The organism is Formosa bonchosmolovskayae (genome assembly GCF_051016085.1).
Lineage (GTDB): Bacteria > Bacteroidota > Bacteroidia > Flavobacteriales > Flavobacteriaceae > Formosa.
Window position 1 is genome coordinate 2,845,351 of sequence record NZ_CP174605.1, and the last position, 17,885, is coordinate 2,863,235.

General features: G+C 33.3%; 20 protein-coding genes. 11 read left to right on the top strand and 9 right to left on the bottom strand.

All coding sequences use genetic code 11. The annotated features are described in order from the left end of the window. The first annotated feature begins 18 nt into the window (after positions 1-18). The 5 genes from rpsF (at position 19) to ACKC83_RS12015 (ending at position 2,522) form a co-directional block, all read left to right on the top strand. A complete protein-coding gene (rpsF, locus tag ACKC83_RS11995) occupies positions 19-357 on the top strand; it encodes a 30S ribosomal protein S6 (RefSeq protein ID WP_414036856.1) in 339 nt (112 codons plus the stop codon). A gap of 2 nt (positions 358-359) precedes the next feature. Beyond that, entirely contained in the window at positions 360-656 is a 297-nt protein-coding gene (gene rpsR / locus ACKC83_RS12000; RefSeq protein WP_382381729.1) for a 30S ribosomal protein S18, read from the top strand. Positions 657-669: 13 nt separating this feature from the next. Beyond that, a complete protein-coding gene (gene rplI, locus ACKC83_RS12005; RefSeq protein WP_414036855.1) occupies positions 670-1,122 on the top strand; it encodes a 50S ribosomal protein L9 in 453 nt (150 codons plus the stop codon). A 71-nt stretch (positions 1,123-1,193) separates the two neighbouring features. Beyond that, positions 1,194-2,042: a glycerophosphodiester phosphodiesterase family protein gene (locus ACKC83_RS12010; protein ID WP_434035670.1), complete on the top strand. Its 849-nt coding sequence runs from the start codon at positions 1,194-1,196 to the stop codon at positions 2,040-2,042. Between the two features lie 6 nt (positions 2,043-2,048). After that, entirely contained in the window at positions 2,049-2,522 is a 474-nt protein-coding gene (locus tag ACKC83_RS12015) for a DUF6495 family protein (protein WP_434035671.1), read from the top strand. Between the two features lie 7 nt (positions 2,523-2,529). Here ACKC83_RS12015 and ACKC83_RS12020 read toward each other — a convergent pair whose 3' ends face one another. Continuing rightward, positions 2,530-3,768: an ABC transporter permease gene (locus ACKC83_RS12020; protein ID WP_434035672.1), complete on the bottom strand. Its 1,239-nt coding sequence runs from the start codon at positions 3,766-3,768 to the stop codon at positions 2,530-2,532. 129 nt (positions 3,769-3,897) lie between these two features. Between ACKC83_RS12020 and hisS the strand changes: the two genes are divergently transcribed. Next, the gene (gene hisS, locus ACKC83_RS12025) at positions 3,898-5,271 is read left to right on the top strand and encodes a histidine--tRNA ligase (protein WP_434035673.1); all 1,374 of its coding nucleotides are present in this window, start codon (positions 3,898-3,900) and stop codon (positions 5,269-5,271) included. A 228-nt stretch (positions 5,272-5,499) separates the two neighbouring features. Here the strand turns inward: hisS and ACKC83_RS12030 are convergent, their stop codons facing one another. The 7 genes from ACKC83_RS12030 to ACKC83_RS12060 all read right to left on the bottom strand — a co-directional run bounded on the left by ACKC83_RS12030 (position 5,500) and on the right by ACKC83_RS12060 (position 12,365). Further along, entirely contained in the window at positions 5,500-6,165 is a 666-nt protein-coding gene (locus ACKC83_RS12030) for a peroxiredoxin-like family protein (RefSeq protein ID WP_434035674.1), read from the bottom strand. A 197-nt stretch (positions 6,166-6,362) separates the two neighbouring features. Continuing rightward, on the bottom strand, positions 6,363-6,950 hold the full coding sequence (locus ACKC83_RS12035) for a YceI family protein (protein ID WP_434035675.1): 588 nt from the start codon (positions 6,948-6,950) through the stop codon (positions 6,363-6,365). A gap of 351 nt (positions 6,951-7,301) precedes the next feature. Further along, positions 7,302-8,597, bottom strand: a complete 1,296-nt coding sequence (locus ACKC83_RS12040; RefSeq protein WP_434035676.1) for a hypothetical protein — start codon at positions 8,595-8,597, stop codon at positions 7,302-7,304. 26 nt (positions 8,598-8,623) lie between these two features. Then, positions 8,624-9,214 (bottom strand): YceI family protein, encoded by a 591-nt coding sequence (locus ACKC83_RS12045; protein WP_414036847.1) that lies wholly within the window; start codon positions 9,212-9,214, stop codon positions 8,624-8,626. 805 nt (positions 9,215-10,019) lie between these two features. Beyond that, positions 10,020-11,336 carry a UDP-N-acetylglucosamine 1-carboxyvinyltransferase gene (gene murA / locus ACKC83_RS12050; protein WP_414036846.1) on the bottom strand — a complete coding sequence of 439 codons (1,317 nt, stop codon included), beginning with the start codon at positions 11,334-11,336 and terminating at the stop codon, positions 10,020-10,022. A 6-nt stretch (positions 11,337-11,342) separates the two neighbouring features. Then, positions 11,343-12,008: a DUF4290 domain-containing protein gene (locus tag ACKC83_RS12055; protein ID WP_414036845.1), complete on the bottom strand. Its 666-nt coding sequence runs from the start codon at positions 12,006-12,008 to the stop codon at positions 11,343-11,345. A gap of 63 nt (positions 12,009-12,071) precedes the next feature. Then, positions 12,072-12,365 carry a DUF493 family protein gene (locus ACKC83_RS12060; RefSeq protein ID WP_434035677.1) on the bottom strand — a complete coding sequence of 98 codons (294 nt, stop codon included), beginning with the start codon at positions 12,363-12,365 and terminating at the stop codon, positions 12,072-12,074. 91 nt (positions 12,366-12,456) lie between these two features. Here ACKC83_RS12060 and ACKC83_RS12065 point away from each other — a divergent pair, with 91 nt between their 5' ends. The 5 genes from ACKC83_RS12065 to ACKC83_RS12085 all read left to right on the top strand — a co-directional run bounded on the left by ACKC83_RS12065 (position 12,457) and on the right by ACKC83_RS12085 (position 17,046). Next, positions 12,457-12,999: an AAA family ATPase gene (locus tag ACKC83_RS12065; protein WP_434035678.1), complete on the top strand. Its 543-nt coding sequence runs from the start codon at positions 12,457-12,459 to the stop codon at positions 12,997-12,999. A gap of 3 nt (positions 13,000-13,002) precedes the next feature. Further along, positions 13,003-14,916, top strand: a complete 1,914-nt coding sequence (locus tag ACKC83_RS12070; protein WP_434035679.1) for a RecQ family ATP-dependent DNA helicase — start codon at positions 13,003-13,005, stop codon at positions 14,914-14,916. Positions 14,917-14,955: 39 nt separating this feature from the next. Continuing rightward, positions 14,956-15,903 carry a methionyl-tRNA formyltransferase gene (gene fmt, locus ACKC83_RS12075; protein ID WP_434035680.1) on the top strand — a complete coding sequence of 316 codons (948 nt, stop codon included), beginning with the start codon at positions 14,956-14,958 and terminating at the stop codon, positions 15,901-15,903. A 187-nt stretch (positions 15,904-16,090) separates the two neighbouring features. After that, positions 16,091-16,363, top strand: coding sequence for an HU family DNA-binding protein (locus tag ACKC83_RS12080; protein ID WP_382381713.1), 273 nt, complete (start codon positions 16,091-16,093; stop codon positions 16,361-16,363). A gap of 122 nt (positions 16,364-16,485) precedes the next feature. Then, a complete protein-coding gene (locus tag ACKC83_RS12085; RefSeq protein ID WP_414036840.1) occupies positions 16,486-17,046 on the top strand; it encodes a YqgE/AlgH family protein in 561 nt (186 codons plus the stop codon). Here ACKC83_RS12085 and ACKC83_RS12090 read toward each other — a convergent pair. After that, positions 17,043-17,885 carry an aminotransferase class IV gene (locus ACKC83_RS12090; protein WP_434035681.1) on the bottom strand — a complete coding sequence of 281 codons (843 nt, stop codon included), beginning with the start codon at positions 17,883-17,885 and terminating at the stop codon, positions 17,043-17,045. The two genes, ACKC83_RS12085 and ACKC83_RS12090, sit on opposite strands and share 4 nt — an antisense overlap.

Here is a 17,885-nt window from a genome sequence, read left to right on the forward strand (position 1 = left end):
ATAAAAATAGATTTGAATATGAATCATTATGAAGCTGTTTTCATCTTAAATCCCGTTTTATCTGAAACACAGATAAAGGAAACAGTACAGAAATACGAAGACTTTCTTGTTTCTAACGGTGCTAAGATGATATCAAAAGAAGATTGGGGACTAAAAAAATTAGCTTACCCAATTCAAAACAAAAAAAGTGGTTTTTACCATTTATTTGAATTCCAGGTTGCTGGAGAAGTAATTACTCCTTTAGAGTTGGAATTTAGACGTGACGAGCGTTTTATGCGTTACTTAACTGTAAAATTAGACAAGCACGCTGTGTCTTGGGCTGAGAGAAGAAGAGCTAAACTTAAACAAAAAGCGTAATTATGTCATCTATAGAACAACAAGCAAAAGGAAAAAAAGACGGAGAGATTAGATACTTAACGCCTTTAAATATTGAAACTAATAAGCAAAAGAAATATTGTCGTTTCAAGAAGTCTGGAATCAAATATGTGGATTATAAAGACGCAGATTGGTTATTAGGTTTTGTAAATGAACAAGGTAAAATTTTACCTCGTCGTTTAACTGGAACGTCATTAAAGTATCAAAGAAAAGTGTCTGTAGCTGTTAAAAGAGCACGTCACTTAGCTTTAATGCCTTATGTAGCTGATTTATTAAAATAAAATACCGATAACAATGGAACTTATATTAAAACAAGACGTTGAAAATTTAGGATTTAAAGACGATGTTGTAACAGTTAAGAACGGTTATGGTAGAAATTTTTTAATTCCTCAAGGAAGTGCTATTTTAGCAACACCTTCTTCTAAGAAAGTATTAGCTGAAAACTTAAAGCAAAGAGCTTTTAAAGAGCAAAAAATTGTTGATGAAGCAAATGTAATTGCTGAAGCTTTAAAAGCTTTAGACATTAAAATTCCTTCAAAAGTAGGATCTGGAGATAAATTATTCGGATCTGTAAACAATATCGATCTTGCTGAAGCAATCGCTAAAGAAGGTCAGTCAATCGACAAAAAATTCATCACTGTAATTGGTGGAAGTGTTAAACGTTTAGGTAAATACGAAGCCGTTATACGTTTACACCGTGAAGTAACTGTAGATTTCCCTTTTGAAGTAGTAGCTCAAGCTAACTAATTAAAAAGATATTTATAATATTAGAAACCGTTTAGACTTGTTCTAGACGGTTTTTTTAATTCAAAAAAAACATGAAATATTTTATTTTTACCGCTTTAATATTTTGTTTTATTAGTTGTAGCGAGGTTGCTAGTAAAGATTCTAAATTAATTGAAACCTTTAAATCTACAAACACAGAATTACCACAGGTAAGTGTACATCGTGGCGGAAAAAATATACAGCACTATCCCGAAAACTGCTTAGAAACCTTACAGTATGTAAACGACAGTATTTTTGCGATATACGAAATTGATGTGGCTCAAACCAAAGATGGTAAACTTGTTTTAATGCACGACAATGCCATAGATAGAACGTCTACGGGGACTGGATTGGTTAAAAACTTAACGTATAACGAATTAACTGCGTTTAATTTAGTGGACGATTACGGTAATGAAACCGCTTTTAAAATCCCTTTATTTAAAGATGTTTTAAAATGGGCCAAAACGAATAATGTTATACTTACTATAGATATAAAACGTAGCGTAAGCCAAAAGGTAGTCATTGATGCCATAAGAGAAGTAAATGCCGAAGATATAAGTGTAATTATAACTTACGATGTAGAACAGGCAACTACCGCTTATGAATTAGCTCCAGATTTATTATTATCCGTGTCTGCTAGAAATGAAGAAGAATATAATCGCCTATTAGAGGCTAAAATTCCGACTAAAAATATGCTTGCTTTTACGGGAACACGATTATCTAATGCCTCTCTTTTTGAGAAGTTACATGCCGAAAATATAGTATGTATGTTGGGTACATTAGGAAACTTAGATCAACAAGCTGCCACAAAAGGAGAAAAAAGTTATGTGACCTGGAAAGCATTGGGAGTAGATATTTTTGCTACAGACAGACCTTTCGCAGTTTATAATGCCTTAAAATAAAAAAGAATGAAATACGCTAGACTAACAAAAGAACAGTTTGAAGAATTACATCAAGAATTTATTAATTTTTTAGCGACGCAATCTATTGATGCAAGCGAATGGAAAACCATTAAAGAAACCAAACCGGAAGTTGCCGAACAAGAATTAGATGTGTTTAGTGATTTGGTATGGGAAGGTGTTTTGAGTAAAGTAAAATATCTTGAGCACATTAATGGACAACACATGCATTTATTTGCATTAGGAGAAACGAATATGCATTTGGTGGCTATAAAGTTAACCAACGATAAAGATTTAGCCACTAAAGAAGGTTTCGCCTGGTTACGAGACAACTTAATGCATGATAATGTAGAATTTTTACAAGCGAATAAGACCTATTCGGAAGATAAAAATCTAGATATTTTTAAGCTTATCCAACAGGGAGCAAATATTACAAAAGGAGAGTTATATACCTTTTTCAATAATTTAGTAAACGCGAATTAATACGGTTTTATTCATAACGTAAGGATTCTATAGGGTCTAGTTTTGCAGCTTTAGAGGCTGGATAAGAACCAGAAATTATAGCGACTACAAACGTAATTAGACTAGCCCAAATCATGGCAGACCAAGGCATACTGAATTGAAAATCGACCACAGATGCAAATCCGAAGCCGAGTAAAATTCCGAGGATCATTCCAAGTATGCCTCCAAGCTGTCCGATTATTATGGTTTCAATAAAAAATTGAAACGCTATAGTACCCTGTTTTGCCCCTAGGGCTTTACGAACTCCAATTTCTCTTGTACGTTCACTTACCGATACTAACATAATGTTCATTAAAGCTATAGAAGACCCTAAAATGGTAATGATACTAATTATCCAAGCGGCTGTAGCTAATATGCCTGTAATCGCCCCAATACGGTTAATTAAATCGTCACTGCGTTCTAGACCAAAGTTATTGTCTTCGACAGGAGTTAGTCCGCGAATATTTCTAAAAGACACTATGGCATCATCTTGGGCTTGTTGTAGTAGTTCTTTCTTTTCTACCATAACACTTAGTGCATAGTTTATATTGGCGTTGGTAAAAATAGAACGTGCTTTTTGCAAAGGCATAATCACTCTTAAATCCTGATTATTACCAAATGTAGATCCCTTAGATTCTAAAGCACCGATGACCTTAAACTTAAAGCCTCTAATCGAAATTGTTTGGCCTATAGGATCTTCATCCTTAAATAATGCCTTCACTAAATCACTACCAATAATACACACATTAGAATTATTGTCTACTTCCAGCACATTAAATTCTCGCCCTTGATCGACTTTTAATCCAGAATTCTGAATAAAATTTTCGTTAGATCCAATGACGGTAACTTCTGGATCTGTTTTTACGTTTTCATATTTTACTTCGGCCATAGAAGTCCCTGTAAAGGAAACAGAGGTTTTAGTAAATGGAAAGTTGTATTGATTTTCGAAATCACGTATATTCTGATAACTAATTATCGGATTTGTTTTTTGACGCTTACCTTGTTGGCGTTGCGCTGTAAACTCGTAGCGCTGAATATTAAAGGTGTTAGCTCCCATAGAAGAGAAGTCGCTAGAAATGGTAGTTTCTAAAGCGGATACCGCACTTAAAATCCCAACTAATGCCGTAATTCCTATGGCAATAATAAGTATAGTTAAAATGGTACGCAGTAGCTGACCTTTTATAGAATCGAAAGCAATTCTAATATTTTCTCGAACAAGTGAAAACATGAAAATGGTGTTATTGGTTGTGTCTTTTAATGTAAGACTATTAAAACGGAATAAAGTTACTATAAAATCGAATTATCTTATTAAGTCACATCAAAAATTTAGATATTTGTGCTCAAATTTAAAATACTAATGGCACAAAAACCAAGCATTCCAAAGGGAACTCGAGATTTTAATCCGGAGCAAGTTGCAAAACGACAATATATATTTAAAACCATTCAGCATGTTTTTGAAACTTACGGTTTTCAACCTATTGAAACTCCGAGTTTTGAGAATTCTGAAACTTTAATGGGAAAATATGGAGATGAAGGTGATCGTTTAATTTTTAAAATTTTGAATTCTGGGGATTACCTAAATAAGGTAAATGACGCCTTGTATGCCGAAAAAAATTCTACCAAAATTACATCTCGTATTTCTGAAAAAGCGTTGAGATACGATTTAACAGTACCTTTTGCTAGATATGTAGTGCAACACCAAAACGAAATTGAATTTCCGTTTAAGCGTTATCAGATGCAACCGGTTTGGAGAGCAGATCGTCCGCAAAAAGGACGTTTTAGAGAATTCAATCAGTGCGATGCAGATGTTGTAGGTTCAAAATCCCTATGGCAAGAAGTGGAGTTTGTACAATTGTACGACGCTGTTTTTTCTGCGTTACAATTAGAAGGTGTGACGATTAAAATTAATAATCGTAAAATTTTAGCTGGAATTGCAGAAGTTATTGGTGCACAAGATAAACTTATCGATTTTACTGTTGCTTTAGATAAATTAGATAAAATAGGAGAAGAGAAGGTTAAAGAGGAAATGTTAGGAAAAGGCATTCCGCAAAGTGGAATCGATAAATTACAACCGCTATTTACTTTATCGGGAACGTTTGAAGCCCAAATACAAAGTTTAAAACAAATTTTAAGCACATCGGAAGACGGTTTAAAAGGTGTAGAAGAACTAGAATTTATAAATACAGGAATTGATGCTTTAGGATTAAAAACGGCAACATTACAGTTGGACGTTACATTGGCCAGAGGATTAAATTACTATACAGGCGCTATTTTTGAAGTAGCAGCACCAAAATCTGTACAGATGGGATCTATTGGTGGCGGTGGTCGTTACGACGATTTAACTGGTATTTTTGGTCTTAAAGATGTAAGTGGAGTAGGGATTAGTTTTGGATTAGACCGTATTTATTTGGTGCTAGAAGAATTACAATTATTCCCTGAGGCCGTTAACAAAAATGTGAAAGTACTTTTTATAAATTTTGGAGATCGTGAAGCCTTATACAGTTTAAAAGCGATACAAAAATTAAGAGCAGCAGGAGTGAATGCCGAATTATATCCCGATACGGCTAAGATGAAGAAGCAGATGAATCACGCTAATAAACGTGCCATACCTTTTGTGGTTTTAGTAGGAGAAGAAGAAGTAAAGTCTGAAGTTTTTACATTAAAAGACATGAAAGATGGATCGCAGAGTCAAGTAGATTTTAATACCTTATTGCAAGACGTAACACCTTAAATAATTAGGTTTTTATTATAAAGAAAAGTCCCGATTTACATCGGGACTTTTTTAGTTAATCTAAATTGTAGTTATATTTTTTATAAAATTACGGTTTTCAGTAAAATATAAACAATTAACCTACTTATCTTTGTATTAGCTATTAGTTGAAGTAGTTCATACTACTTAGATTAACAAAGAGGTTGTTTGGGAGGGCAACCTCTTTACTTTTTTTATAAAGTATCGATTTTATTCTTTTAAGTTTTTTAGAGTGTTTATTAGGTCTGCTGGTTCTGCACGTTTACGATAGTCTACCTCTAAAAAAGCATAAGTAATCTCACCATTCTGATTGATTATATATGTGGCCGCCAATGGTAATTCGTCACTTGTATCACCGTTAAATCCGTGTAAATTAAACCCGTCCTGATAGCGTTCGGCAACTGCATCTGTGAGTTTAAAGATAATGCCATAAGTTTTGCCTACATTATTTCCTATATCGCTTAAAACTTCAAATTTAAGGGCATTTTTCTCTGCAGTATTCATCGAGTTGTCTGGCAATTCTGGAGATAATGCTAAGAGGTTTGCACCTTCCGCTTGAATATTATTTAATTCCTGCTGTAAACGTTGTAATGTTAAATTGCAATACGGACACCAACCACCGCGATACCAAGTTAAAACTACTGGTCCTTTTTTTAAATATTCGCTTAAAGACACTGCTTTACCAATGGCATTATTAAGCGTAAAATTAGGAGCTAAATCACCAACCTGTTTAGCCGTTTCAACAATACCGCTTTTTTCTACGGCTTCTAATCCTTCGGCATAATCTTGTTTTTTATCCGCTGGAGCATGTGCATCAAAATCATCTTTCTTTGCGTCTAATAGACTTTTAAGCGTTGGTTTTGTAAGTTCTGGCATCGTTTACTTTTTTCTGTTTTCATTTGTAATACGGGTGTATGGTCGAAATGATAAGTAAAACATAACATTAAATGCCTAGTATTTATGAGGATATGTAATCTAGGGCTGTATTTTGATGTGAAATAAAATGAAATTCTCCGCCAAAAGAGCTGTGGTTATAACTTAAAGCTGGTAAATGTTTGTTCTACAGTAATTTCTTATATGATGTCCATATCTAAATGAAAATGTACTGTTACAACATCTTCAATTTTTATTAAACCCAACATTTTTTTTGGATTCTCTAAACCAAAATCTCTAATGTTTAATTTAATCTTGCCGTTAACCGTTAAAGCTTGGTCTCTGGAGATATGTATCGGGATTTGATACGATTTTGTAACGCCCGCAATTATAAAATCTACATGTGCTGTAACAATTTTTGGGTCTGTTTTAGAGCGTACGACTTCTTTTAAACGTATGGCAATTTGAGGATAGGTATCGGATTTTAAAAGATCATTAAAATCTTTATTTATAATTTTTCTGCCACAGTCGAATTCCTTATTATCTAAAACCAATAAGGCATTTTCAAAAGAGGTATGACATGATTTAGCGGTGTAAGAAATCGCTATTTCATCTTTTAGAGTTACTGTATTAAACTTACATGCAAAGTTAGCAACATTAGTAATACCATGTATGGTGAGCTTACTACTTGGTTTAATTATAATCTCTGATTGTGTTTTTACTGGACTTCCTGAAAACGATACGGCTAGAAGTACAGATAAGACAATGGCTAGCTTTTTTAGTATCATAAATTAATTTCTTTTAAGTCGTTACTGATTTAAAATAGCTTAAAAATATAGTTATTTCGTGTTATACAATCCGGAAAACAGGTTCCTTATTAAGTATACTCTTAGTTTCGAAACTTTAAATCTAATAAAGTATAATTTATACGGATTAGAGTTTAGAACTTGTTAAGGAGCTTAGATGAAAACTTGAAAAAAAAATCCCTACCGACTGTGGTAAGGATTTTTTACTTTAGTTTGAGTGTAATAGTGACTTTTTAATACTCATTTGTAAGATTTATAAACTTGAAATTTATAAATGACACGCTTAAAACGGTTTTAAATAGTCTGGTTTAAATCCTTTATATGGTTCTAAAATTAGAAACTAATTACAGCTTCGAACATGATTCCGTCAAATTGAGCATCGTCGTACAGACCTGTTCCTCCATCGTAAGATTGGTTTACATATTCTAATTTAGCTAAGACGTTTTTTGTCATAAACCAACCAGCACTTGCTTGAAATCTAGTGATATCCATATCTTCAGTTCCGTCGTACTCAGAGTTCACTACGTTATAACGACCAGCGACATAAAAGTTTTCACTCTGACCAAATCTGTAGATTAATTCTCCTGCATATTGTTGCGTTTTTCCGTCAAAGTCAGGTTTAAGAATACCATCGCTATCTATCTTTGAATTTGTCGTTCCTGAGTTCATTTCAATGGTTCCGAAGAATTCTAATCCTTTATACTTTACAAACGGATTAATCATTACTGCTGTAATACTGTTTTTAAATTTTGGTGCAAAACGACCTGATCTAAAATCGTCTGATGTTGCAGTTTCTGCTTCTAAAACATTGTAGTAACGAGATCCTGCTCTATCTGCGTTATATAAGTATAAGTTTGGTATAAAACCTGAGTTGTACAAAGAGGCTGTTAAACGTACTCTTAAATCACTATTTAATTGTTTGTCGTAACCTAATTTTGCTAAGAAAGATGCACCTCCAGATTTTCCGTTTTCATTTTCTACAACAGATTGGTTTAATTTTCCATTTGTAGCACCTATCATACCAATAAATCCATTTCTTTGGTAGTATAATTCTGCTCCAATTTCAGTTGTAAAAGAATCCATGATTAAGTTACCTACAAATGGATTGTATATAGCTTGTGCATTATCTGTTCTTCTAAAGTGCGCATCACCATAGTTGTTTTCCATTTGTCCGATTCTAATCGTCGTGTATTTCATAACGTCGTCTAAGAAGCCTTCTTGGATAAAATCTAATGCATCAACTTGAAAGAAACCTCCTTTTACATATGGTTCGTGGTGGTGACGAGAAGATAAATAGGTTCTTAAGTGCATTCTTACACCTGGAGCTAATGCAACATCTAAATCTAAGTTGGCAGTAGGTAAGTTAAAGTTAGGTGTAATTCCTGCTAAAGGTACAGCTCCTGAATTTTCATGATCTAAACCTTGAAATTGTAAAGCAAAAGATCCTCCCATTTTTACTTTAATATTTTCGAAAGTAGAAATTGTATCTTTAGGGTCTTCGAAAACATTAATACCACGCTGGTCTGGTTGTCTATAATTGTCGATGCTTCTGTTGTTTTGTGCGTATACGTTAGCACTTGTAGCGATTACTATTACGGCAATAACTAATGAGTTTATATAGTTTTTCATTGTAATTATATTTTTTGATTAAAATTTTATTGGAATACGGTGTTGAATTCAATTTTTAATTCATCACCAGTTGTTATAGTACCAAACATTGCTGTAGGAGGATCGATTTTAAATTGTGTCATTTTTAAAGTGTGAGATCCTGCTAATTTTGCATTGCTGTCGGTAAGCGTTAACGTGAAGTTTAATTGTATAGCATTTGTGGTTCCTGCAATGGTTAAGTCTCCAGTCGATTTTACAGTATAAACGCCATTACCTTTTGGTGTAATAGAATTTACTTTGGTGAGTTTAAAATCGATGCTCTCAAACTTCTTAGTATTTAAAGCTTTGTATGCGTTTTTGTCCATTCCAGACTTTCCGCTTTTTAAGCTTTCTGCAATTACTTTAAAGTTTAAAGCATTAATTGAAGCTGTTTCGCTTGCTTTTTCTACAGTTATAGAACCGCTTTGTTTTTCTGCTACTACTTCCCAATCATGCAGGCTTGAAGTTCCAAATACACTTAATTTAGAGTTGTCGTTATTTAAAGTGAACGTTTGTGAAAACGCCGTTAACGAGCCCAATAAAGTGACTAGAATAATTAATGATTGAGAAATTTTTAAGGGATGATTTTCAGTTTTCATGTTTTAAAAATTTGATTATTAATTGATGTCGATATGTCGTTTGATTTACTCTTTTGTCATATAAATGTTAATTTAGTTTCTGATATTTTTTTAACAGTTTTGAGAATTTTAAGTCCATTTATTTTAACATAAAACAATGTTAATTTTAAATGAATTCCATTTATTAAGGCTTGGCTAATTCTCTCAATTAAAATATTTACACGTGTGTTATTTAATTATAATGCGAATTTCGGATTAATGCATATAATAAAACATGACTAAAATCATGTTTTAAATAAAAGTTGACATTCTTTAGTAAATCGCTAAATTTTAACATAAAAAGCGGGTTTTTTCGTCCAAAATGTTAAAAAACGCAGAATATGATAGCGTGTATAAATGTTAAATTCTATGAGGTGTTTTTCGTAATTATGCTGTAATCACGGAGTTGAGTACACTTATTTTCTCGTAAATTATATGTGGTGTATAGTGCCGATTTAAGGATTTGCTAATTTGTCTTTTAAAGATAGATTGTTGATTTCTTTCTCAATGCGTATAATAAGAGTGATAATAGCTAAGATAGATGGTACTGGATGTGCGAGATGGATTAAAGGGCAACTAGGAATGGTTAAATATTTAAATCTAACCTGTTAGAGTGCTGTGAAATTGAGAGTGTATTAGAATATAAAATGCTAGATTCGATACTAAAGTGCAGATGGTTTAGAGAAAATTAAAGATGATGTTCTAATCGTTGCGTGAGTATGCTACAAAACAAAAGAGGTTTAAAATCAAATTTTAAACCTCTTTCTTAAATGGTATATGTTTCGATTTAATTCGAATCTATTCGTGTGATTTTCGCACCAATAGCACGTAAACGTTCATCTATATTTTCGTAACCTCTGTCTATTTGTTCAATATTATGTATGGTAGATTTTCCTTTAGCAGATAAAGCTGCTATTAAAAGAGAAACTCCTGCACGAATATCTGGAGAAGTCATAGTCGTTGCTTTTAAGCTCGATTTAAAATCGTGACCAATAACGGTAGCACGATGCGGATCGCATAAAATAATTTTTGCGCCCATATCGATTAATTTATCGACAAAGAATAAACGGCTTTCAAACATTTTCTGGTGTATAAGCACGCTTCCTCTCGCTTGAGTAGCTACAACTAATACGATACTTAATAAGTCAGGGGTGAACCCTGGCCATGGTGCATCGGAAATGGTAAGGATGGAACCATCGATAAAACTCTGAATTTCGTATCCATCGGTATGTGCTGGAATATGTATATCGTCGCCTTGTTGTTCTACGGTTATTCCTAATTTTCTAAATACATTAGGAATTTGTCCTAAGTCGTTCCAACTCACATTCTTAATAGTCAATTCACTTTTTGTCATGGCTGCTAATCCAATCCAGCTACCAATTTCAATCATGTCGGGTAACATGCGGTGTTCTGTACCTCCTAAAGAATCTACACCATCAATAATTAACATGTTAGAACCTACACCGCTAATTTTAGCGCCCATGCGGTTTAACATTTTACAAAGTTGTTGTAAATAAGGTTCGCAAGCGGCATTATAAATGGTGGTTCTGCCTTCGGCTAAAACGGCTGCCATTACAATATTTGCTGTACCGGTTACCGAAGCTTCATCCAGAAGCATATACGCTCCCTTTAATTTCTTAGCTTCAACACCGTAAAAGTGATCTTCTTTGTTATATCTAAAATCGGCTCCTAAATTAATGAATCCTTCAAAATGAGTATCTAATCTACGGCGACCAATTTTATCTCCTCCTGGTTTAGGGATATAGCCTTTTCCAAAACGTGCTAGTAGCGGACCAACAATCATGATCGAACCACGAAGTCCTTTTCCGTCTTCTTTAAAAGCTTCAGATTCTAAATATTTTAGATTTACATCGTCTGCTTTAAACGTGTAAGAACCACTTCCTATTTTATTTATTTTTACGCCTAGATTACGTAAAAGGTCGATTAGTTTATTAACATCTACAATATCTGGGATGTTATTAATTGTTATCTCTTCGGCAGTTAAAAGTACTGCACATAAAATTTGTAAAGCTTCGTTTTTTGCGCCTTGAGGTTGGATGCTACCTTTTAATTGGTGTTGTCCTTCTATAATAAATGTTGCCATAACTATTTAGTAGCGTTTTCTGTTACGGTTAGCGTTTGTGTTTGAATTTGTATTTTTCTTGTAAGTCTTTTTGGTGTTGGTAGACGTATTATATTTCTTTTTAGTCCGCAACAAACTTGTCGAATCGGAAAGATCTTCCTCTGTATTCTTTAAGTTGATTTTTCCATCAGACAACTCATATAAATGATTAAAAATCACATTATCATCTACAGTATCCTTGTTCCAATTTAAAAAACATTTTTTCATGTGGTTTGCAATCGAGTAGATAAGCGCTTCTTTAAGTTCGCCTTCTTCCCAAGTATTTGCCACATCGATCATGGTTTTTATATTGTTTCCGTAAAAACGATATTTTGGAAAATTTTGAGGATATTCTAGAGAGTCTGGTTTACGTTCTAAGATTTCTCGATCTGGATTACCGTAAGGAGAATCTACATCCAATTCAAAATTAGCAATTATAAAAAGCTGATCCCAAAGTTTGTGCTGAAAATCAGGGACGTCGCGTAAATGGGGTTGTAAATTACCCATAACAGCAATAATAGCATTGGCTTCTTTATTCCTGTCGTCTCTATTTTCTATAGTTTTAGCATGGTTAACCATTTTTTGAAGATGTCTTCCGTATTCTGGAATAATCAAAGGCTCACGCTCTGTATTGTATTCTATGTTATCTATCAAAATGTAGTGTAGTGTTAAAAATGTGCACGAAGTAATTATGCCCTCGCAAAATACAAAAAATTATTAAAGACTAATAACGCCTTCAACATTTTCTGTAACTTCTTTGTACTTTTCGACAACGGTTTCTGGATTTTTTAATGTAACACTTATAGATACACTTGTATATTTTCCGTTTTTAGAAGGTTGTGTTTTAATTACAGCTCCCAAATTGTTAAATATGCCTTCTATTTCGGCTATTTTTTTTGGTTCGGATTTTACTATAAATTTATATAAATATTCGGCAGGCCATGCGGTCGTATCATATAATTGTGTTTTTAATTTATCATAAAATTCTTCTGGAGTTTGTTTATCGCTCATAGGTATTATTTTGAGTTGCAAAGATAGTATTTCGTTTGCATTTTTTATTGTTGATTAAAATCACGAATTTTACAGCCAAAACCTTGCCAAATTGAAGACAAAGAAAATTGTAATAACAGGAGGTCCTGGAACAGGAAAATCATCTATCATTCACGAATTGCAAAAAAAAGGGCACTCTTGTTTAGAAGAAATATCTAGGCAAGTCACCTTAGAGGCTAGAGAAAACGGGATAGATCACATGTTTTTAACCGAACCTTTACTATTTAGTGAACGCCTTTTAAAAGGAAGAGAATCTCAGTTTTACGAAGCAAATACAATCGCAACATCTTGTGTTTTTATAGATCGTGGCGTGCACGACGTTTTGGCATACATGGATTTTATTGGCGATGTTTACCCTGAAACGTTTAAAACGGTTTGTGATTCTTTAGAATATGATCATGTTTTTATTTTAAAACCGTGGAAGGAAATTTATAAAAGTGATGCCGTACGGTATGAAAATTTCGAACAAGCATTGCAAATTCACGAATGTTTAGTAAAAACTTACGAAGGATTTAATTACACCTTAATTGATGTGCCGTTTGATACGGTTGAAAATAGAGCCGATTTTATTTTAAATAAAATTAAAGCGATGTAATTAATGCAACATCCTTTAAAAATACTAGAGCGCTATTGGAATTTTACAGAATTTCGTCCGTTTCAAGAAGAAGCCATTCAAGCCGCGATTGATGGAGAAGATGTTTTTGTTTTAATGCCTACCGGAGGAGGGAAATCGATGTGTTTTCAAATTCCTGCTTTAGCTAAAGAAGGGATTTGTATCGTAATTTCTCCGCTTGTAGCACTTATGAAAAACCAAGTGCAAGTATTGCAAGATAAAGGGATTAAAGCGATGGCGCTAACTAGCGGACTTTCATACAGTCAGTTAGATACCATGTTGGATAATTGCATTTACGGAAAGTATAAATTCTTATATATTTCGCCAGAACGTTTACAGCAGGAATTGGTACAAGAACGCATCAGGCAAATGCATGTAAATTTAATTGCTATAGACGAAGCACACTGTATTTCGCAATGGGGAAACGATTTTAGACCGGCATATAAAAACATTAGTACACTACGTGAATTGCATCCTACGGTGAATTGTATGGCTTTAACGGCTTCGGCAACACCTTTGGTTGTAGACGATATTGTTAATGAACTTGATTTTATTCAGCCTAAAATATTTAAACAATCTTTCTTTAGGCCAAATTTAGCGTATATGGTATTTCATGAAGACGATAAATACTATCGGATTGAAACCATATTAAGAAAATATACCAATTCTTCTATTATATATGTTCGAAGCCGGAAACTGACGGTAGAAATTGCTAGTTTTTTAGAAAAAAAAGGTATAAAAGCGTCTTCGTTTCATGGTGGCTTAAGTAATCTTGAAAAGGACGAACGGTTAAACGATTGGTTGGCCAACAAAATGCAAGTTATGGTGGCTACTAACGCATTTGGGATGGGAATAGATAAACCCGATGTAAAGACGGTGATTCATCTTAATTTGCCAGATAGTTTAGAGAGTTATTTTCAGGAAGCGGGGAGAGCAGGTCGAGATGGCAAAAAAGCCTTCGCTGTTATATTAAAGAATAAGAGTGACGACTTATTAGTCAAAAATCAGTTTCTGGATGTCTTGCCAAGTATTAGTTTTATAAAGCAAATGTACCGAAAACTCTCTAATTATTGTCAGATTTCTTACGGAGAAGGAGCTTTAACAACTCACGATTTTAATTTTAATGCCTTTTGTAAAGCATATAAGTTTAATGGTGTTTTGGCGTTTAATGCGCTTCAGATTTTAGATCGGACGAGTATAATCACGTTAACGAAGCAATTTCAAAATAAGACCTTGGTTCAGTTTGTTATTTCTAATGCGTCATTGTTTCATTATTTAGATACACATTCAGAATTACAGCTCATCGTGAAATCGTTATTAAGAACCTATGGCGGTATTTTTGAACATGCAACAAAGATAAATACGGTATTAGTTTCCGAAAAAGCTTCCATCCCAGAATCTGTTTTAATGCGTGCTTTAAATACATTAGAAAAAGATGAAATTATCACACTTCACCAAACTAAGACAGATGCTCAGGTCACGTTTATAGTGCCACGTGAAGACGATAAAACCATTAATAGAATTGCTAATATAATAGAGCAACAAAACGATTTAAAGCAGAAGCAAGTAAAAAGTGTATTAGATTATGTAGATAATGATACGGTTTGTAAAACGACTCAATTATTATCTTATTTTGGAGAAAAGGACGCTAAGCCTTGTGGCATTTGTTCCGTGTGTATAGGTGCCGTTAAAACCCTTAAAAAACCTAAAGTAACCGATTTTACGGCATTAAGAAAGCAAATTATCACACATTTAGAACATGGCGATTTATCCTCTAGAGCATTAGCTTCGGCAGTGAATAGCACGGAAGCAGATGTGTTAAGTGTTTTAAAATTACTGTTAGAGCATCATATTATTTCTATAACAAAAACGAATACTTATAAATTATATCATACCTAAATACCTTTTTAGATTGATATTTTTTCAAAATAAATAAAAATGAAAACATTAAATATTGTATTCATGGGAACGCCAGATTTCGCTGTTTCCACATTAAAAACATTGGTCGAAAATAATTGTAATATAGTAGGTGTAATTACTGCACCAGATAAACCGGCAGGTCGCGGACGAAAATTAAATGAGAGTGCTGTAAAGCAATACGCCGTGTCTCAAGACTTAAAAGTGTTACAACCTACCAATCTTAAAGATGAAGGCTTTTTATCTGAATTAAGAGCTTTAAATGCCAATTTAAACATAGTTGTCGCGTTTAGAATGTTACCAAAGGTAGTTTGGGCGATGCCGGAATTGGGAACTTTTAATTTGCATGCATCACTCTTACCTAATTATAGAGGAGCCGCTCCAATAAATTGGGCGATTATTAATGGAGAAACAAAAACTGGAGTTTCTACTTTCTTTATAGATGAAGAAATTGATACAGGTGAAATGATTCAGCAAGAATCAATTGCTATTGGGGAAAATGAAACTGCGGGAGAGCTTCATGACCGATTAATGCACTTAGGAAGCGAATTGGTTTTAAAGACTGTAAAACAAATTGAAGCAGAAGACGTTAAAACAACGCCACAAATAGAGGATGCCAATTTAAAAACGGCTTACAAATTAAATAGAGACAACTGTAAAATAGATTGGACAGCATCTATAGAAGCGATTCACAATAAAATTCGTGGCTTAAGTCCGTATCCAGCAGCATGGTGTATTTTAGAACATGGAGGAGAGGCCGTGGATGTGAAAATTTACCAAGCGACTATGCAGTTAGAAGCTCATGATTTTGATATTGGCGAAATTCAGAATACTAAAAAAGAAATTAAAGTTGCCGTTGAAAACGGATTTATAAATATCCAATATATGAAACTTCCAGGAAAGCGAAATATGTCGGCCAAAGATCTGTTAAACGGATTCGAATTTAAAACGGGAGCAAAAATGCTGTAACCCCTTATTATAGCTCGATTTAGTGAAATAAATGTAAAATTTTCAAGGGTTATTAACAAAAGGCCTAAGTTATTAACAAATTGGCGAGTTTCCCTTGCTATTACTTGCGTAGTTAGCTAATCCGTATAAATTTGTAATAGTATTAAAAAGTTTAACCAACGATTTATTAATAATTAAAATTAAAATTATGAACAAAACAGATTTAATCGATGCAATGGCAGAGCATGCTGGAATTTCAAAAGCAGCAGCTAAAAAAGCATTAGAAGGAGCACTTACAGAAATAGGAAGCGCTTTAAAAGACGGTAAAAGAGTATCTTTAGTAGGATTTGGTTCTTTTTCAGTTTCTGAAAGAGCAGCTAGAGAAGGAAGAAACCCACAAACAGGAAAAACTATTCAAATTGCAGCAAAAAATGTTGTAAAGTTTAAAGCTGGATCTGAATTATCAGGTGCTGTAAACTAATTAGTTACTTCATACATATTACAAAAGGCCCTCTAATTATAGAGGGCTTTTTTATTATATTTTCATCAAATATTGGATTTTAACAAAAATAATATTAGATTTAGTTATAAATTCCTATGAATATGATTACAATTAAACCAAAAAAAGGTAATTTGTTAATCGCAGAACCGTCAATTATAGGAGACGTATCCTTTAATCGATCTATTGTTTTGTTGGCAGATTACACCAATGATGGTTCTATAGGTTTTATTTTAAATAAGCCTTTAGATTACACAATTAACGACCTAATTCCAGAACTTGACGCCAATTTTAAAGTATATAATGGCGGACCGGTAGAACAAGACAATCTGTACTTTATACACAAGGTCCCTGATCTTATACCAGACAGTATCGAGATTTCTCTAGGTATTTACTGGGGAGGTGATTTTAATGTCGTAGCCGAGCTTATTGCTAATAAACGCATCGAAGAAAAGGACATCAGGTTCTTTTTAGGATATTCCGGATGGGATAGCAATCAGTTAGACGAAGAATTAAATGTTAATTCTTGGGTGGTCACAGAAAATGTTTACCAAAAAAATATAATCGAAAAGGATTACGAATTCTTTTGGAAAGAAAAAATGTTAGAGTTTGGTGGTGAATATAGTATTTGGTCTAATGCTCCAGAAAATCCGAGCTATAATTAACTCAATCTCATTTTTACATTTAACTTCTGAATAAGTAGTTTTGAAATCGTATTTGTAAATGTCTTTTTACGGTATTTTGAAACTGGCTGAATTCCTGTAATCGCATTAGTAATGAAGATTTCATCTGATTTTTGAAGTTCGAAAGCAGAAATAGACTCTTCTATCAGTTCATATTCAGGAATAGCATTAATAATTTCGATTAATTGTTTTCTCATAATACCTTTAAGACAACCATCGCTTAAAGGAGCTGTTTTAATTACGTTTCCTTTAACAACAAACACATTTCCATTTAACGCTTCTACAACATTTTTATTTGTATTAAGTGTCATACAATTCTGCAATTTATTTTCTTTAGCATAGATGCTCCCAACTACATTTAACGCTTTGTTATTGGTTTTTAAGGTAGATAATAGGCTAGGGGAGATGTAATAATCTTTAAACAAATCGACTTCGTAAGGTGCGTCCGAGATTAAATAAAAATCGTTATCTAAAGGTTTGGTATCAATAATAAAACTAATATCGTTTGTTTCTGGTAAATACAAACCGCCTTCGTTTCTAAATACAGTTAGTTTTACACGAGCAGAAGCATCGGTTAATCCATTAACTTCAAGAGTACTTTTAATTTCGGCTTCAAGAAATTCCATATTAAAGTGCATTGGAATTTCCATACGTAAGATGCGCATAGATGCCATTAATCTAAAATAGTGATCTTCCCAAAATAAAATTTTACCATAAGATGTTTTTATGGTTTCAAAAAGCGCATCACCATAGGCAAAACCTCTATTGTTTGAGTTTAAAACTGAATTATTATCTTGAATGGTACCGTTAAAATTAATCAT

Bases quoted from the DNA above. Each gene is read 5' to 3' on its own strand.
- rpsF (WP_414036856.1), top strand. From the start codon at position 19: ATGAATCATTATGAAGCTGTTTTCATCTTAAATCCCGTTTTATCTGAA.
- rpsR (WP_382381729.1), top strand. From the start codon at position 360: ATGTCATCTATAGAACAACAAGCAAAAGGAAAAAAAGACGGAGAGATT.
- rplI (WP_414036855.1), top strand. From the start codon at position 670: ATGGAACTTATATTAAAACAAGACGTTGAAAATTTAGGATTTAAAGAC.
- ACKC83_RS12010 (WP_434035670.1), top strand. From the start codon at position 1,194: ATGAAATATTTTATTTTTACCGCTTTAATATTTTGTTTTATTAGTTGT.
- ACKC83_RS12015 (WP_434035671.1), top strand. From the start codon at position 2,049: ATGAAATACGCTAGACTAACAAAAGAACAGTTTGAAGAATTACATCAA.
- ACKC83_RS12020 (WP_434035672.1), bottom strand. From the start codon at position 3,768: ATGTTTTCACTTGTTCGAGAAAATATTAGAATTGCTTTCGATTCTATA.
- hisS (WP_434035673.1), top strand. From the start codon at position 3,898: ATGGCACAAAAACCAAGCATTCCAAAGGGAACTCGAGATTTTAATCCG.
- ACKC83_RS12030 (WP_434035674.1), bottom strand. From the start codon at position 6,165: ATGCCAGAACTTACAAAACCAACGCTTAAAAGTCTATTAGACGCAAAG.
- ACKC83_RS12035 (WP_434035675.1), bottom strand. From the start codon at position 6,950: ATGATACTAAAAAAGCTAGCCATTGTCTTATCTGTACTTCTAGCCGTA.
- ACKC83_RS12040 (WP_434035676.1), bottom strand. From the start codon at position 8,597: ATGAAAAACTATATAAACTCATTAGTTATTGCCGTAATAGTAATCGCT.
- ACKC83_RS12045 (WP_414036847.1), bottom strand. From the start codon at position 9,214: ATGAAAACTGAAAATCATCCCTTAAAAATTTCTCAATCATTAATTATT.
- murA (WP_414036846.1), bottom strand. From the start codon at position 11,336: ATGGCAACATTTATTATAGAAGGACAACACCAATTAAAAGGTAGCATC.
- ACKC83_RS12060 (WP_434035677.1), bottom strand. From the start codon at position 12,365: ATGAGCGATAAACAAACTCCAGAAGAATTTTATGATAAATTAAAAACA.
- ACKC83_RS12070 (WP_434035679.1), top strand. From the start codon at position 13,003: ATGCAACATCCTTTAAAAATACTAGAGCGCTATTGGAATTTTACAGAA.
- fmt (WP_434035680.1), top strand. From the start codon at position 14,956: ATGAAAACATTAAATATTGTATTCATGGGAACGCCAGATTTCGCTGTT.
- ACKC83_RS12080 (WP_382381713.1), top strand. From the start codon at position 16,091: ATGAACAAAACAGATTTAATCGATGCAATGGCAGAGCATGCTGGAATT.
- ACKC83_RS12085 (WP_414036840.1), top strand. From the start codon at position 16,486: ATGATTACAATTAAACCAAAAAAAGGTAATTTGTTAATCGCAGAACCG.
- ACKC83_RS12090 (WP_434035681.1), bottom strand. From the start codon at position 17,885: ATGATTAATTTTAACGGTACCATTCAAGATAATAATTCAGTTTTAAAC.